The following is a 14,991-nucleotide window of genomic DNA, read 5'->3' on the forward strand; positions in this document are numbered from 1 at the left end:
AAACTCCTGAGGTTAAGAATTGTCTATCACTGATTAAGAATCGTCTATCGCTGGTTGTTTCACGCCTTCACTTTGACCACAATAGAGAGCAAATTTGACTTTATTGCATCACTGGATATTGTCTCAACTGCTGAAATTTAATTTAATTTACCACCTGTTGGGGCAGTTATCATTGCCGCACGCCGCTGTAAATTGCGAGTAAATATAAGATTTATCCCCGAACGGGGCTGGCGACGATAACAGGAGTAAGCGTGCCACGAATTTATGTGTATTGCATGTGCTGTCTGGTGCTGGCGGCAGCGTCCCCTGTGCAGGCGGCGCCTGTCCGTTTGCAGGTTGAAGGGTTATCCGGGGAATTAGAAAAAAACGTCAGAGCGCGTCTTTCCACCATCGGTAATGATGAGGTGGCGCCAGACGGTCGCTTCCGCGCTCGCGTTAGCGAGGCGATTAAGCAGGGGCTGAAAGCGTTGGGCTACTACGAACCCGACATTAGTTTTCAGCTTAGCCCTCCACCGGCAGGCGGTAAGCGCCAGGTTCTGCATGCCAGGGTTAATCCTGGCACGCCGGTTCGTATTGCCGGAACGACGGTTATTATACGCGGCGGCGCCCGCCAGGATGAAGATTTTCAGAAACTGGTCAGTACAGGGCAGCCGAAAAAAGGCACGATTCTTAATCACGGCACTTACGACAATTTCAAATCGTCACTCAATAATTTATCGCTACGAAAGGGCTATTTCGATGCCCAATATCTGAAAAGCGAGCTGGGCGTTTCGGTGCCGCGTGAAGAGGCGTTTTGGGATATTGATTACGACAGCGGCCAGCGCTATCGCTTTGGCGATGTGACCTTTGAAGGTTCGCAAATTGATAACCGCTATTTGCAGAACCTGGTGCCGTTTCACAAAGGTGACTATTACAACTCTGCGGATCTCGCCGAGCTGAACCGTCGGCTTTCGGCAACCGGCTGGTTTAATTCCGTGGTGGTTGCACCTGATTTTGACAAATCCCGCGAGAGTAAAATATTGCCGCTTGACGGCGTTCTCACGCCGCGCACCGAAAATACTATCGAAACCGGGGTCGGCTACTCAACCGACGTCGGGCCTCGGGTTAAGGCGACATGGAAGCGTCCGTGGGTTAACTCGCGGGGCCATAGCTTTACTACCAGCGCCAATATTTCCGCGCCGGAGCAGCAGCTCGATTTCAGCTATAAAATTCCGCTGCTGAAAAGCCCGTTGGAGCAATACTACCTGCTGCAGGGCGGCCTGAAGCGTACCGATCTGAACGACACCCGTGCCGATTCGTCAACGCTGGCCGCCTCGCGCTATTGGGAATCCTCCAGCGGCTGGCAGCGGGCTATCAACCTGCGCTGGAGCCTCGATCACTTTACCCAGGGTAACGTCACCAACACCACCATGCTGATTTATCCCGGCGTTAGCGTTAACCGCACCCGCTCGCGCGGCGGGCTGATGCCAACCTGGGGTGATTCCCAGCGTTACTCGGTCGATGTTTCCAACACCAGCTGGGCGTCGGATATAAACTTCCTTGTGCTGCAAGCATCAAACGTATGGATCCGTACTCTCGGTGAGAAAAATCGCTTTGTGGTACGCGGCAATCTCGGCTGGATCGAAACCAGCGATTTCGATCGGGTGCCGCCGGATCTGCGCTTCTTCGCCGGCGGCGATCGCAGCATCCGTGGTTACAAATATAAAGGCATCTCTCCGCGCGATGCCGATGGCAAGCTCACCGGTGCGTCTAAACTGGCGACCGGCTCCCTTGAATATCAATACAATGTGACCGGCAAGTGGTGGGGCGCGGTATTTATTGACTCCGGTGAAGCGGTAAGTGATATCAAGCAGAGCAATTTCAAAACCGGCGCCGGTGTTGGCGTGCGCTGGCAATCCCCGGTAGGGCCGATAAAACTCGATATCGCCCGGCCGATTGGCGATGATGATAACCATAACCTGCAATTTTATATTGGTCTGGGGCCTGAGCTATGAGTTGGTGGAAAAAGGTCCTGATCGGCATGGTGATTTTGCTGGTGCTACTGCTGGGCAGCGTGGCGTTTTTGATTGGTACGACGCCAGGGCTGCATATGCTGTTTAATGCCGCCAATCGCTGGGTTCCCGGCCTCTCGGTGCAGAAGGTAGAGGGGGGATGGCGCGATCTGACCGTCAGCAACCTGCGTTATGACATGCCCGGCGTTAGCGCCTCCGTTGGTCGTTTTCATCTGGCGGTAAACCTGAGCTGCCTGAAGCACAGCGCATTTTGCATCAATGACTTATCGTTAAGCGATGTTGACGTCACCGTTGATAGCAAAAAGCTGGCACCGGCCGCGCCGGCGCCAGAAGATAAGCAGGAAAGCAGCGGTGAAATTCGCACGCCCTGGCCATTAACCCTCACCCGGCTGGCGCTGCATAACGTCAATGTAAAGGTGGATGATACAGCGATTTCACTGGCGGACTTTAGCTCCGGCATGGCCTGGCAGGAGCGCGCGCTGACGCTGACGCCTACACATATTCAAAGCCTGCTGGTGGCGCTGCCAAAAACGCCGGCGCCCGCACCGGCGCCGCCAACAAAGCCTGACGCTGAAGCGCCGCTGGGCGAGCAGCTGAACGCGCTGTTCGCGAAGCCGCTGCTGCCCGATCTGCCCGATTTCCGTTTGCCGTTGGATATCAACGTTCAGCAAATTCTGGGCGAGCAGCTGCGGGTTACCGGCGGTAGCGACCTGACGATAAACCGGGTAGAGATCAAAGCGCAAACCACCGACCGCCACTTGCAGTTGACCACGCTGGACGTGGATTCTTCTATGGGGCTGGTAAACGCCAGCGGTCAGGCGCAGCTGAGCGGCGACTGGCCGCTGGATATGACCCTGAACGGCACGGTCAATATCGCGCCGCTGAAAGGCGAAAAGCTGAAGATGACCCTGGGCGGCGCGATGCGCAAGCAGCTGAAGCTGGCGCTGAACCTCTCCGGCCCGCTGGACGCGCAGCTGCAAGGACAAACGGAGCTGGCCACGCCCGGACTGCCGCTGAAGCTGGCGATCGCAAGTCCACGCTTGCGCTGGCCGCTGACTGGGAAGACGCAATATCAGGTTGATAACTTTGCTTTCAACGTTGACGGCAAGGCCACCGATTACAAAACAACACTGAAAGCGGCGATAAGCGGCGCTGACATTCCCCCTGCGACCGTTAACCTGAATGGTAAAGGCAACCTGAGTCAGTTTAATCTGGACAAGCTGCACGTTGCCGCTTTGCAGGGGAACGTCGATCTTAACGCGCTGGTCGACTGGAGTAAGTCCATCAGCTGGCGTAGCGAGCTCACCGTACAGGGTATAAACACCGCGAAGCAGTATCCCGACTGGCCGGCCAGGCTGGATGGAAAAATCACCACTCGCGGCAGCCTGTATGGCGGCAGCTGGCAGGTTCGGGTGCCGGAGCTGGCCCTTAACGGCAACGTGAAGCAAAACGCGGTGAAGGTGCAGGGCTCCCTGTACGGCAACAGCTACAATCAGTGGGAGATCCCCGGCATTAAGATTGCCCTGGGGCCGAACCACATTGATGTGAAAGGGGCGTTGAAAGACAAGCTGGCGCTGGACGCCACTATTGATGCGCCTCGTCTGGATAATGCGCTGCCGGGTCTTGGCGGCACGGCTGAGGGCAGCATTAAAGCACGTGGCGATCTGAAAAAACCGCAGCTGCTGGCTAATCTGACCGCGCGTAATCTGCGCTGGCAGCAGCTGCACATCGCCCGCGTTAAGCTCGACGGCGACGTCATGTCCAGCGATCAGATTCAGGGCAAGCTGGCGCTCCAGGTCGAACAAATCAAGCAGGATGCGCTGGATATCAGTAATCTGACGCTAAACGCCGAGGGCAATGAAAAACAGCATCAGCTGAAGCTGGTAATAAAAGGGAAACCGGTCTCTGGCCAGCTGGCACTTAACGGCAGCTTCGATCGCGCCGCCGAGCGCTGGACCGGCACGCTGAACAATACCCGCTTTGACACGCCGGTGGGTGAATGGCGTCTGACGCGGGCGATCGCACTGGATTATCTCAATAAAAAACAGACCATAAGTATTGGACCGCACTGCTGGCAGAATCCGGATGCCGAGCTTTGCGTGCCGCAAACTATCGAAGCGGGCCCCGCCGGCCATGCCCGTATCGACCTGAAGCGCTTCGACCTGGCGATGTTAAAGCCCTTCCTGGGCGATGACACTCAGCTTTCCGGCGTGTTCAACGGCAACGCTGAAGTTAGCTGGAAGCCCGGCGGCGGGCTGCCGGAAGGGCAGGTTTCGCTGAAAGGTAACGGTGTTAAGGTTGCGCAAAACGTGCAGGGCAATGTGCTGCCGATCGCTTTTGATACGCTGAACCTGAACGCCGGATTGCACAAAAATCATGCGCAGCTCGACTGGCTGATACGCATTGCTAAAAACGGTCAGCTGGACGGAAACGTACAGATTGACGATCCGCAGGGCAGGCGCAACCTCGCCGGCAACGTCAACATCAAGAATCTGTCGCTGGCGATGTTTAATCCGGCGTTGATGCAGGGTGAATCGGTCAGCGGCGTGGTCAATAGCCAGCTTCGGCTGGGGGGTAACCTTCAGCGTCCGCAGGTGTTTGGCCAGCTGGGACTGCGCGATGGGCGGGTCGATGCCAGCTTTATGCCGGTCGATCTGAAAGCCGCCAACCTTAACGTGCAGTTCAACGGCATGGATTCGACGCTGGAAGGGCTGCTGCGTACCGCGAAAGGGCAGCTTAATCTGAACGGCAGCGCCGACTGGAGCAATCTTAACGCCTGGCGTGCGCGCGTTGCCGCTAAAGGCGACAGGATCCGCGTAACGGTGCCGCCAATGGTGCGCATGGATGTCTCGCCGGACCTGGTATTTGAAGCCACGCCGGAGTTACTGAATCTGAACGGCAGGGTGGATATTCCCTGGGCGCGGATTACCGTGCAGGATGTGCCGCCGAGCGCCGTAGGCGTCTCGCCCGATGAGGTGATGCTGGACAAAAATCTGCAGCCGATCGCGCCGAAAACCACCTCGATTCCGATCAACAGCAACCTGGTTATCCACGTCGGCAAAGATGTGCGCCTGAACGCTTTTGGCCTGAAGGCTAAGCTCAACGGCGACCTGAAGTTGGTACAGGATCGCCAGGGGCTGGGTCTGAACGGTCAGATCAATATTCCGGAAGGGCGTTTCCACGCCTACGGTCAGGATTTGATTATTCGAAAAGGTGAATTGCAATTTGCCGGGCCGCCCGATCAGCCTTACCTGAACATTGAAGCTATCCGCAATCCGGAGGCGACAGAAAACGATGTCACCGCCGGACTGCGGGTAACCGGCCCTGCGGACCAGCCGAAAGCCGAAGTTTTCTCGGACCCGGCGATGTCGCAGCAGGAGGCGCTTTCTTACCTGCTGCGCGGGCAGGGACTTGACAGCAGCGGTGGGGATAGCGCCGTTACCTCCGCGCTGATCGGGTTAGGGGTTGCGCAGAGTGGGCAGGTTATGGGTAAAATTGGTGAAACATTTGGCGTCAGCAATCTGGCGCTGGATACCACCGGCGTCGGGGATAGTCAGCAGGTTCAGGTGAGCGGTTATGTACTTCCGGGCTTGCAGGTTAAATACGGTGTTGGCATATTTGATTCTCTGGCAACGCTGACATTACGTTATCGGCTGATGCCTAAACTTTATCTGGAAGCGGTCTCTGGCCTTGACCAGGCACTTGATGTGCTCTATCAGTTCGAGTTCTAGCAATGCGAATTATTGTCTACGGCAGTTTACGGCGTGAGCAGGGGAACAGCCACTGGATGACTAACGGGCAATGGCTTGGCGATCACGTTATCGACGGCTATGAACTCTATAGTCTTGGCCATTATCCGGGGGTGATTAAAGGGACGGGTAAAGTCTACTGCGAGGTGTATCGCATCGATGCGACAACGCTGGCGGAGCTTGATGCGCTGCGCAGTAAAGGGGGGGAATATAAGCGCGAGCTGACAGCAACCCCTTACGGGTCCGCCTGGCTTTATGTTTATCAGCGTCCGGTGGCGGGGCGTAAGCGCATCGTCAGCGGCAACTGGGTGCAGCGTGATAAAGAAGATTAACCTGTAGCGCGACAAGAAAAAGCCGCTGTTCTGAATATCCGTCAACGTTGAATGTACTCAACCTGAGGGGGCCAGAGAGCGGCTTTTTTATTGCCGTTTTAGCTACCTTGTTTTCACAGCGGGCAGCTGACATCGCCCTCAGGGCAGTTGAGCATGCTTTTCAGCTCTTTGGTTCGCTGCTGCGTTTTATCTTGCAGGCAGGCAGAGACGTTCATTGGCCAGACCGTTCCGTCCTTCGATTTGAAGGTCTGGAAATTACAGTCGGCATCACGATACTCAATCCATTTTTTCTGGGCCGCCTGCAGTAGCGATTTTTGCTTACCCGACGTTGCCTTGAGCGCTTGTTTATAGGTTGTGTTCAGCTCGCCATCGGCTTTTTTATAGTCCTCGTTGGCGCATTGATTCATATCTGCCTGGGTGGTGGCATTAGCGCAATCCACCGCCAGCGCCGGCGCTACGGGCAGAAAAAGCAAGGACGCAATAATCAGTTTTTGCATAATCAGTCCCTCAGTTTTAGCAAAAAGATGCGTGATTATTATAGGCGTAGATGTAGAGACCTGGGGTATTTATCTCTCTCGTCAGGCACCTGCATGAAGCGCTGTGCCGATAATCAGGCAATAAAAAAGCCGCGTCGTAGCGCGGCTTTTTTACTCAGCGGGCAGGCTTATTTTTTTGCCGCGCGCTCAAAAGAAGAAACGATTTCTGCTTTTGCCGCTTCTACGTTATCCCAGCCATCAACTTTGACCCATTTACCTTTTTCCAGGTCTTTGTAATGTTCAAAGAAGTGGGTGATCTGCGCACGCAGCAGCTCTGGCAGGTCGTTAACGTCTTTAATGTGATCGTACTCTTTAGAGAGCTTGGTGTGCGGAACGGCAACCAGCTTGGCGTCTTCGCCGGACTCGTCGGTCATTTTTAACACGCCAACCGGACGGCAGCGGATCACTGAGCCTGGCTGCAGTGGATACGGGGTGGGGACCAGCACATCAACCGGGTCGCCATCCAGCGAAAGGGTGTGATTGATATAGCCGTAGTTGCACGGGTAGAACATGGCGGTAGACATGAAACGGTCAACGAACAGGGCGCCGGACTCTTTATCCACTTCGTATTTAATCGGATCCGCGTTTGCCGGGATTTCAATAACAACGTAGATATCTTCTGGCAGGTCTTTACCCGCGGGTACCTGGTTCAAGCTCATGATAAATTCCTTTACGCAGTCTCAAAAGTGACGCTCATTATAGCCAACCAGTAGTGAAAGTATCTCCCCTTTTTGCGCTTTCAGATTGCTCCATGATCGCGAGCATTAACCTGATAAGTCATGGCGGTATCTCCTGTCGGGTCGCCGGCGGATTTTCGTCGCTGTGCAAACATCAGCGGATCAGGCGCCGGCGCATTTTCAAAATTTCAGCATCAAACATAAATTTGGCGAAACTATTGCCGATAACCTGAGAGCTTATTTTGTGTGTCTTGCGTCGCCGCATCGGAGAAAAGAATAATTATGCTAAACAAAATATCACTAAGGTCAGGATTGTTGGTGCTATTGACCATCATGACGCTGCTGCTGTTGAGCGTCAGCGTGCTGGGAATTATGGCAATACAGCAAAGCAACGCCTCGTTAAATGTTTTAAACCGTATCCAGGGCGTTGAGTTAAACAGTCTTTACCAGAGTAATATCGCTATGCTGCGCGCCCGTACTGCGGCGGCATTGTCCATTCACCGTCTGGAGATGGGGCTGGTTGATGAGGCGCTGGAGGATGCTAAACGCGCAGGGGCTTATATCGATGAAGCGGACAAGCAGCACAAAAATTTTATTGCGGCAGGCGCGGTAACTGCGCAGGGCAGCAAGCTGGCCCGGGATATCGACAGAAGCTATCAGGCCTATGTTGCCAATGGCATTCAGCCGATGCTTAAAGCCGCGCTGGATCAGCACACCGATGAATATTATCAGGTACTGGAAAGCAAGCTTACCCCGCTCAATGCCGCCTACGCCAAAGCAGTGAACAGCTTTGGCGACTATGCCAATCAGGTTTCTAATGACGGGCTTGAGCGTGCGCACAGCAATCAGCGGCAAATGACGCTGCTTATCGGCGTTAGCCTGGCGCTCAGCATTGTGCTGGTGGTGATGGCCTGGCTGGCGCTGCGCGTTATGCTGCTTAAGCCGCTGAATCGGGCAATTGTGCATCTGGAGCACGTGGCTGCCGGCGACCTGACTCAGCCGAACCCCGAGGCTGGTAACAACGAGCTTGGGCGCCTTAACAGCGCGCTGGCCGGCATGCAGCAGGCACTGGAGCAATCTGTCAGCCGGGTGCGCGACGCCAGTATGCAAATCGATGTCGGCAGCCGTGAGCTGGCGGCGGGGAACCTGAATTTGTCGCAGCGTACCGAAGAGTCTGCCGCCTCGCTGGAACAGACCGCTGCCAGCATGGAGCAACTGACCGCCACCGTTAAGCAGAACGCCTCCAACGCTCAGCAAGCGGACATGCTGGCGTCTAACGTCTCGGTTACCGCCGAGCGGGGCGCCGACGTGGTCAGTTCAGTTATCGATAAGATGCGCGAGATTACCGATAGCGCCAACCGGATTGGTAATATTCTGGAGGTTATCGACGGCATTGCTTTCCAGACTAATATTCTGGCGCTGAATGCCTCCGTTGAAGCGGCTCGCGCTGGCGAGCAGGGGCGCGGGTTTGCCGTGGTCGCTAATGAAGTTCGCACTCTGGCGCAGCGCAGCGCGACCGCCGCCAAAGAGATTCGCACGCTTATCAGCGAGTCGCAGACGCGCGTCAGCGAGGGGGCGGATATGGCCGGTAAAGCAGGTCAGACGATGGGGGATATAGCCAGTGAAGTTTCTATGGTAACGCGTCTGATGAAAGAGATTTCCAGCGCCTCGCAGGAACAAAGTCGCGGTATTGAGCAGATCAACCTGGCGGTAACCCAGATGGATGAAGCCGCGCAGCAAAATGCGTCGCTGGTTGAAGAGGCCGCGTCAGCTACCCAGTCGCTGGAAGAACAATCGCAGCAGCTGGTGACCACCATGGCGGTCTTTAAGCTGAATACAGTTGGCTGACGGGAAATAGATCCGGTACGGGCTTAGTCCCGTACCGGAAGGCGCTTAGTTGTCCGGAAACTCGCGCAGGAAGCGTTCGACGTCATCAACCATATGCTGATTGCCAACGAAGAACGGGCAGCGTTCGTGCAGCTCCTGCGGTTGCAGATCCAGAATACGGCGTGCGCCATCGCTGGCTTTACCGCCCGCCTGTTCTGCGAGGAAAGCCATCGGGTTGCATTCATACAGCAGGCGCAGCTTACCGGTGGGGTGGCTGGCGGTGCTGGGATAAAGATAAATGCCGCCCTTTAACAGGTTGCGATGGAAATCCGCTACCAGCGAGCCGATATAGCGCGTGGTATAGGGGCGATCGGTGCTTTTATCCTCTTCCTGACAGAATTTCAGATACTTTTTCACGCCCTGCGGGAAACGGATGTAGTTGCCTTCGTTAATCGAGTAGGTTTTACCCTTCGCCGGATAGCGCATTTGCTCCTGGCTGAGGCAGAACACCCCGAGTGACGGATCATAGGTAAAGGCGTGTACGCCGCAGCCGGTGGTATAAACCAGCATGGTTGAGGATCCGTAAACCACATAGCCTGCTGCGACCTGGGCGCTGCCGGGTTGCAGGAAATCCTCTTTGGTAACCGGGGTGCCCGGCGGGGTAATCCGGCGATAGATGGAAAAGATTGTGCCGACTGAGACGTTAACATCGATATTGGAAGAGCCATCCAGCGGATCCATCAGCACCACATACTTGCCGTTTTCAACGCCTTCAAAAATAACAATCTCATCTTCTTCTTCAGAGGCGATGCCAGCGACGATACCGCGTGCTTTCAAGGCGGCTTTGAGCTTCTCATTAGCAAACAGGTCCAGCTTCATCTGCTGTTCGCCCTGAATGTTCTCCTCACCATTAGCACCAAGGATATCAACCAATCCTGCTTTATTGATGTCGCGATGGATAATTTTGGCGCCCAGCTTGATAGCGGAAATCAACGCGGTCAGTTCGCCGGTGGCGTGAGGAAAGTCGTGTTGCTTCTCGACGATAAATTCGCCTAACGTTTTCATAACACAATCCCTGAATCTATGTTTGAGGGGCAGCATTTACAATATGCTTCAACATACCCGGGCAGTTTAGCGGATTGAATGGCAAAGGCTATAGGCTAAATCCGTTTCTTCATCGTCACGGGGACGCTACACTATGCGCGTACTTATTTTGAGAATGGATCTTCTATGCGTATTCATATCCTTGGCATCTGTGGCACCTTCATGGGCGGGCTGGCGATGCTGGCACGGGCGCAGGGCCATGAAGTGGTAGGCTCAGATGCAAATGTTTATCCGCCTATGAGCACGCTGCTGGAAAAGCAAGGCATTGATTTAATCCAGGGCTACGAGGCAAGCCAGCTCGATCCCGCGCCGGACCTGGTGATCATCGGCAATGCGATGACGCGCGGTAATCCCTGCGTCGAAGCAGTGCTGGAGCGCAATATTCCGTATATGTCCGGTCCCCAGTGGCTGCATGATTTTGTGCTGCGCGATCGTTGGGTGCTTGCGGTGGCCGGAACCCACGGTAAAACCACCACTGCGGGCATGGCGGCCTGGATTTTACAGGCCTGTGGTTACGAGCCCGGATTTATTATCGGCGGGGTGCCGGGTAATTTTGAGGTGTCGGCCACTTTAGGAAAAAGCCCATTCTTTGTGATTGAGGCGGACGAATACGACAGCGCCTTTTTCGATAAGCGTTCCAAATTTGTGCATTACTGCCCGCGTACGCTGATTCTGAATAACCTGGAATTCGATCACGCGGATATCTTTGACGATCTGAAAGCTATTCAGAAACAGTTTCATCATCTGGTGCGTATTGTACCGGGCCAGGGCCGCATTTTGCTGCCGGAGAATGACGCTAACATCAAGCAGGTCATCGCCATGGGCTGCTGGAGCGAGCAGGAGATGGTCGGCGGCGAGCACGGCCACTGGCAGGCGGAAAAACTGACGGCGGATGCCTCAGCCTGGCAGGTAAAGCTGGACGGTGAATGGGTAGCCGAAGTTAACTGGGATCTGGTGGGCGAGCATAATATGCACAATGGCCTGATGGCGATTGCGGCTGCCCGCCATGTCGGCGTGAAGCCGGAAGATGCCGGTCGCGCGCTCGGAAGCTTTATTAACGCCCGCCGTCGTCTTGAATTGCGCGGCAGCGTCAATGAGATCAACGTGTACGATGATTTCGCCCATCATCCCACCGCGATCCTCGCCACCCTGGCGGCTCTGCGCAGCAAAGTCGGCGGTACGGCGCGCATTCTGGCGGTACTGGAACCGCGCTCCAATACCATGAAAATGGGCGTCAGCAAAGACGACCTGGCGCCTTCGCTGGGACGTGCTGATGAGGTCTTTTTGTTTCAGCCGCACCATATTCCCTGGCAGGTTTCTGAGGTTGCTGAAGATTGCGTTCAGCCAGCCCACTGGAGCGCCGACGTTGATACGCTGGTTGAAATGATCGCTAAGACCGCGCAGCCGGGAGACAATATTCTGGTAATGAGCAACGGCGGCTTTGGCGGCATTCACCAGAAGCTGCTGGCGCGTCTGGCGAAATAGCCATAAAGCGTCATGGCGGGCGGCGTGCCGCCCGGCCTGTCAGGCTTCCGCCAGCTCGCGTAGATACTGAAAAATCTGGCGCGCCGCTTTCGGCGGCTTGTTGCTGGTTTTCTCTTTCTGCGCATTGCGGATCAGCGCGCGCAGCTGCTGGCGGTCAGCGTCGGGATAGAGTGCCAGCACGTCCGGCAGCGCATCGTCACCCTGTTCGATCAGGCGGTCGCGTAGCGCTTCCAGCTTGTGAAACAGCGCCACCTGCTGATTATGGCGATTTTTCAGCTTGTCCAGCGCCTGACGAATCGGCTCCACATCGCGCTGGCGCAGCATCTTACCAATCAGCTGCACCTGGCGGCGGCGGCCTTCTTTCTTGATACGCTGAGCCAGTTCAATAGCGCTGCGCAGCTCTTCATCCAGCGGCAGCTTTTCCAGGCTATTTTTGCCCAGTTCAACCATCTCCACACCAAGGTGCTTTAGCTCCTCGGCGTCGCGTTTAATCTCGCTTTTGCTGACCCAGATGATTTCATCATCCTCATCTTCCGGGCCGTCATCCGGCAGCTCGTCGAGCCATTCTTCAGTCTGTTTATTCATTTTTGCGGCTCCCTAAAAAAGAGGCACATGCTAACAGGTTAGCGCGCTACTGCGAAATTGTTCTCTGACTCTGTTAGACTCAGCATTAAGTTTCCGTCTCATTATATGGCAGGCCGATGAAAGTACTCTCACAAGTTACAGAACAGCGTAAAATTCTGGAACAGGCGGTCGCTCAGGCCCTGGAATTTGCGAAATCCCATACTGACGCCGCAGAAGTCGCGGTGACCAAAAGTACCGGCATTGGCGTCAGCACCCGCTATGGCGAGGTTGAAAACGTTGAATTCAACAGCGACGGCGCGCTCGGCATTACGGTTTACCAGCAAAATCGGAAGGGTAGCGCTTCGTCTACCGACTTAACGCCGGAGGCTATCCAGCGCACGGTACAGGCGGCAATCGATATTGCGCGCTATACCTCAGCAGATCCTTTTTCCGGCCCGGCCGATCCGCAGCTACTGGCCTATGATGCGCCGGATCTCGATCTGTTCCATCCCTGGGAGATCGATCCGGATAAAGCCATTGCCCTCGCCGCCGAGGCCGAGCAGGCGGCACTGCAAGCGGATAAACGTATCAGTAATACCGAAGGCGGCAGCTTTAACAGCCACGTCGGCGTCAAAGTATTCGGCAACAGCCACGGTATGCTGCAGGGCTATGCTTCCAGTCGCCATTCGCTCTCCAGCTGCGTTATTGCCGAACAGGATGGCAATATGGAGCGTGATTACGCCTACACCATTGGCCGTGCTATTGACGATTTAAAATCAGCGGAATGGGTCGGTGCGGAGTGCGCGCGTCGCACGTTGTCGCGCCTGGCGCCGCGTAAGCTGCCAACGATGAAAGCGCCGGTTATCTTCGCCGCCGAGGCGGCAACCGGCTTGTTTGGCCACCTGGTGGGTGCCATCAGCGGCAGCAGCGTTTACCGCAAAGCAACCTTCCTGCTTGATGACCTTGGGCAGCAAATTCTGCCGGAATGGCTGACGATTGAAGAGCAGCCCCACCTGTTAAAAGGGCTGGCTTCGACCCCTTTCGACAGCGAAGGCGTGCGCACCCAGCGTCGTAATATCGTGGAAAACGGCATCCTGCAAACCTGGCTGCTGACCTCCTATTCAGCGCGCAAGCTGGGGCTGACCAGTACCGGACATGCAGGCGGTATCCATAACTGGCGTATCGCCGGTCATGGCGAGAGCTTTGATGATTTGCTGAAAAGAATGGGCAAAGGGCTGGTCGTTACCGAGCTGATGGGGCAGGGCGTAAGCGGCATCACCGGCGACTATTCGCGCGGCGCCGCCGGATTTTGGGTAGAGAATGGCGAGATTCAGTATCCGGTCAGTGAGATAACCATTGCCGGTAATCTGAAAGATATGTGGCGCAATATCGTCACCGTCGGCGATGACATTGAAACCCGCAGCAATATCCAGTGCGGTTCCGTACTCCTGCCGGAGATGAAGATCGCCGGACAATGACTGTTCTTTACACAAAGTCGTTATAAGATTAAAGGGGCGGCCTGTGGGTCGCCCCTTGTTGTTCTGACTCAAAAATTAAAAGGATAACGTTATGCGTAAGCATGTAATTGCAATGTTGAGTGCCTCCCTGCTGTTTACCAGCGTCTCCGCGCTGGCCGACCTGGAAAAGGATATGGACACCCTGAAAGAGAATCTTTCAACGGTGAAAAAAACCAGCGATGCCGGTGAGCTTAAGCAGGCGCTGACCGCTATGCGCCAGGCGGCGCAGGATGCGAAAGGCCAGACTCCAGAAACGCTGGAAGGCAAAGCCGAAGACAGTGCTGAAGTGAAGGACTATCACGCCCATCTGGATAAGCTGATTAGCCAGATTGATCTCAGCCTGAAAAAAGTTGAGGCGGGCGATGTTGCCGGCGCTAAGGCTGAAGCTGCCAACTTTGAGCAGACCCGCAACGAAAGCCATAAAAAATTCCGCTAATTGCGTTCCCGTTTCCCGGGCGGTGTTCGCCGTCCGTTATCCCCTCCGCTATCGTTTGTATGTTTTGCGCTGCGATAAACCGGCATCCGGTCCGCTCTTTTTTGTGACATCCATCCGTTTTTCTTATTTTCCCCGGCGTAAGCGCAGGGCGAAATGACCTGAACAGTCTGCTGCGCAAGCCGTGCCTCCTACGCTGAGTGAGCACGTAATGCTGCCCCGACGGGCTTCTTCAACGCACGTCCTGCGTTTTCTGTGGTCCTGATCGCCCCACTCCAGATGATTTCCACTTTGAAGTGGAAAAAGTGCGTCTACACAGGTCGCCCTCCCGGCGGTACTTTACTTCCATTGCGAATGAACATGGCTGGTACGGCGCCAGCGCTGGATTAAGAGGTGATAGCGTGAATAACGGAGCAGTATCGGTAGATACGGCAGCGGAGCAGGATATCCAGGCTCTGGCCGACCGGGTAATGGGACAGATCGCCCAGCTGTTTACCCGTCAGGGTATTCAGCCTGATGCGGTTCAGCAGCAGATGCTGGCTTCGCACGTACGGGCGATGGCGCTGCGTTCGGTAACCGGTGAACCGTTGCCGGAAGTCGAAGCCGATCTGTTCGAGGATATCTCGCAGGATTCCATGCAGCTGGCTCAGCAGGTGGTTGATCTGTTTGGCAATCTGCCGGTCGAAGAGGCTTGGCTGCTATCAGTACATTTTGAAGTGGCGAAAAACGCCTAGCCTTCATCCGGCGCTATGAGC

Annotated in this window: 12 protein-coding genes; 8 read left to right on the top strand and 4 right to left on the bottom strand. The window is 55.3% G+C overall.

All coding sequences use genetic code 11. The features are described from left to right. Window positions 1-275 precede the first annotated feature (275 nt). Genes tamA through BTJ39_RS01265 form a run of 3 tightly spaced genes read left to right on the top strand, consistent with a single transcriptional unit; the run spans window position 276 to window position 6,093 of the window. Window positions 276-1,994 (top strand): autotransporter assembly complex protein TamA, encoded by a 1,719-nt coding sequence (gene tamA / locus BTJ39_RS01255; RefSeq protein WP_176110192.1) that lies wholly within the window; start codon window positions 276-278, stop codon window positions 1,992-1,994. Next, complete coding sequence (tamB, locus tag BTJ39_RS01260) at window positions 1,991-5,743, top strand: autotransporter assembly complex protein TamB (protein WP_078000842.1); 3,753 nt, start codon at window positions 1,991-1,993, stop codon at window positions 5,741-5,743. Before tamA ends, tamB begins: the two co-directional genes overlap by 4 nt. Window positions 5,744-5,745: 2 nt before the next feature. Further along, the gene (locus tag BTJ39_RS01265) at window positions 5,746-6,093 is read left to right on the top strand and encodes a gamma-glutamylcyclotransferase family protein (RefSeq protein ID WP_078000843.1); all 348 of its coding nucleotides are present in this window, start codon (window positions 5,746-5,748) and stop codon (window positions 6,091-6,093) included. A 113-nt stretch (window positions 6,094-6,206) separates the two neighbouring features. Here BTJ39_RS01265 and BTJ39_RS01270 read toward each other — a convergent pair whose 3' ends face one another. Then, a complete protein-coding gene (locus tag BTJ39_RS01270; protein WP_078000844.1) occupies window positions 6,207-6,590 on the bottom strand; it encodes a lysozyme inhibitor LprI family protein in 384 nt (127 codons plus the stop codon). Window positions 6,591-6,757: 167 nt separating this feature from the next. Continuing rightward, window positions 6,758-7,288 carry an inorganic diphosphatase gene (gene ppa, locus BTJ39_RS01275; protein ID WP_078000845.1) on the bottom strand — a complete coding sequence of 177 codons (531 nt, stop codon included), beginning with the start codon at window positions 7,286-7,288 and terminating at the stop codon, window positions 6,758-6,760. Between the two features lie 300 nt (window positions 7,289-7,588). Between ppa and BTJ39_RS01280 the strand changes: the two genes are divergently transcribed. Continuing rightward, window positions 7,589-9,154: a methyl-accepting chemotaxis protein gene (locus BTJ39_RS01280; protein ID WP_078000846.1), complete on the top strand. Its 1,566-nt coding sequence runs from the start codon at window positions 7,589-7,591 to the stop codon at window positions 9,152-9,154. Window positions 9,155-9,199: 45 nt separating this feature from the next. Here BTJ39_RS01280 and fbp read toward each other — a convergent pair whose 3' ends face one another. Further along, entirely contained in the window at window positions 9,200-10,198 is a 999-nt protein-coding gene (gene fbp / locus BTJ39_RS01285) for a class 1 fructose-bisphosphatase (protein WP_078000847.1), read from the bottom strand. Between the two features lie 165 nt (window positions 10,199-10,363). On the opposite strand from fbp, the gene mpl reads away from it, so the two are divergent. Then, a complete protein-coding gene (mpl, locus tag BTJ39_RS01290) occupies window positions 10,364-11,722 on the top strand; it encodes a UDP-N-acetylmuramate:L-alanyl-gamma-D-glutamyl-meso-diaminopimelate ligase (RefSeq protein ID WP_078000848.1) in 1,359 nt (452 codons plus the stop codon). 39 nt (window positions 11,723-11,761) lie between these two features. On the opposite strand, the gene yjgA is transcribed toward mpl, so the two are convergent. Beyond that, window positions 11,762-12,307 carry a ribosome biogenesis factor YjgA gene (gene yjgA, locus BTJ39_RS01295; RefSeq protein ID WP_078000849.1) on the bottom strand — a complete coding sequence of 182 codons (546 nt, stop codon included), beginning with the start codon at window positions 12,305-12,307 and terminating at the stop codon, window positions 11,762-11,764. A 116-nt stretch (window positions 12,308-12,423) separates the two neighbouring features. Between yjgA and pmbA the strand changes: the two genes are divergently transcribed. The 3 genes from pmbA (at window position 12,424) to BTJ39_RS01310 (ending at window position 14,970) form a co-directional block, all read left to right on the top strand. Then, on the top strand, window positions 12,424-13,764 hold the full coding sequence (gene pmbA, locus BTJ39_RS01300; protein ID WP_078000850.1) for a metalloprotease PmbA: 1,341 nt from the start codon (window positions 12,424-12,426) through the stop codon (window positions 13,762-13,764). Window positions 13,765-13,855: 91 nt separating this feature from the next. Then, complete coding sequence (cybC, locus tag BTJ39_RS01305; RefSeq protein WP_078000851.1) at window positions 13,856-14,239, top strand: cytochrome b562; 384 nt, start codon at window positions 13,856-13,858, stop codon at window positions 14,237-14,239. A 398-nt stretch (window positions 14,240-14,637) separates the two neighbouring features. Next, entirely contained in the window at window positions 14,638-14,970 is a 333-nt protein-coding gene (locus BTJ39_RS01310) for a glycine dehydrogenase (RefSeq protein ID WP_078000852.1), read from the top strand. Window positions 14,971-14,991: the final 21 nt, after the last annotated feature.

Origin of the sequence: Izhakiella australiensis (assembly GCF_002006995.1) — a bacterium.
GTDB lineage: Bacteria > Pseudomonadota > Gammaproteobacteria > Enterobacterales > Enterobacteriaceae > Izhakiella > Izhakiella australiensis.

Bases quoted from the DNA above. Each gene is read 5' to 3' on its own strand.
- tamA (WP_176110192.1), top strand. From the start codon at position 276: ATGTGCTGTCTGGTGCTGGCGGCAGCGTCCCCTGTGCAGGCGGCGCCT.
- tamB (WP_078000842.1), top strand. From the start codon at position 1,991: ATGAGTTGGTGGAAAAAGGTCCTGATCGGCATGGTGATTTTGCTGGTG.
- BTJ39_RS01265 (WP_078000843.1), top strand. From the start codon at position 5,746: ATGCGAATTATTGTCTACGGCAGTTTACGGCGTGAGCAGGGGAACAGC.
- BTJ39_RS01270 (WP_078000844.1), bottom strand. From the start codon at position 6,590: ATGCAAAAACTGATTATTGCGTCCTTGCTTTTTCTGCCCGTAGCGCCG.
- ppa (WP_078000845.1), bottom strand. From the start codon at position 7,288: ATGAGCTTGAACCAGGTACCCGCGGGTAAAGACCTGCCAGAAGATATC.
- BTJ39_RS01280 (WP_078000846.1), top strand. From the start codon at position 7,589: ATGCTAAACAAAATATCACTAAGGTCAGGATTGTTGGTGCTATTGACC.
- fbp (WP_078000847.1), bottom strand. From the start codon at position 10,198: ATGAAAACGTTAGGCGAATTTATCGTCGAGAAGCAACACGACTTTCCT.
- mpl (WP_078000848.1), top strand. From the start codon at position 10,364: ATGCGTATTCATATCCTTGGCATCTGTGGCACCTTCATGGGCGGGCTG.
- yjgA (WP_078000849.1), bottom strand. From the start codon at position 12,307: ATGAATAAACAGACTGAAGAATGGCTCGACGAGCTGCCGGATGACGGC.
- pmbA (WP_078000850.1), top strand. From the start codon at position 12,424: ATGAAAGTACTCTCACAAGTTACAGAACAGCGTAAAATTCTGGAACAG.
- cybC (WP_078000851.1), top strand. From the start codon at position 13,856: ATGCGTAAGCATGTAATTGCAATGTTGAGTGCCTCCCTGCTGTTTACC.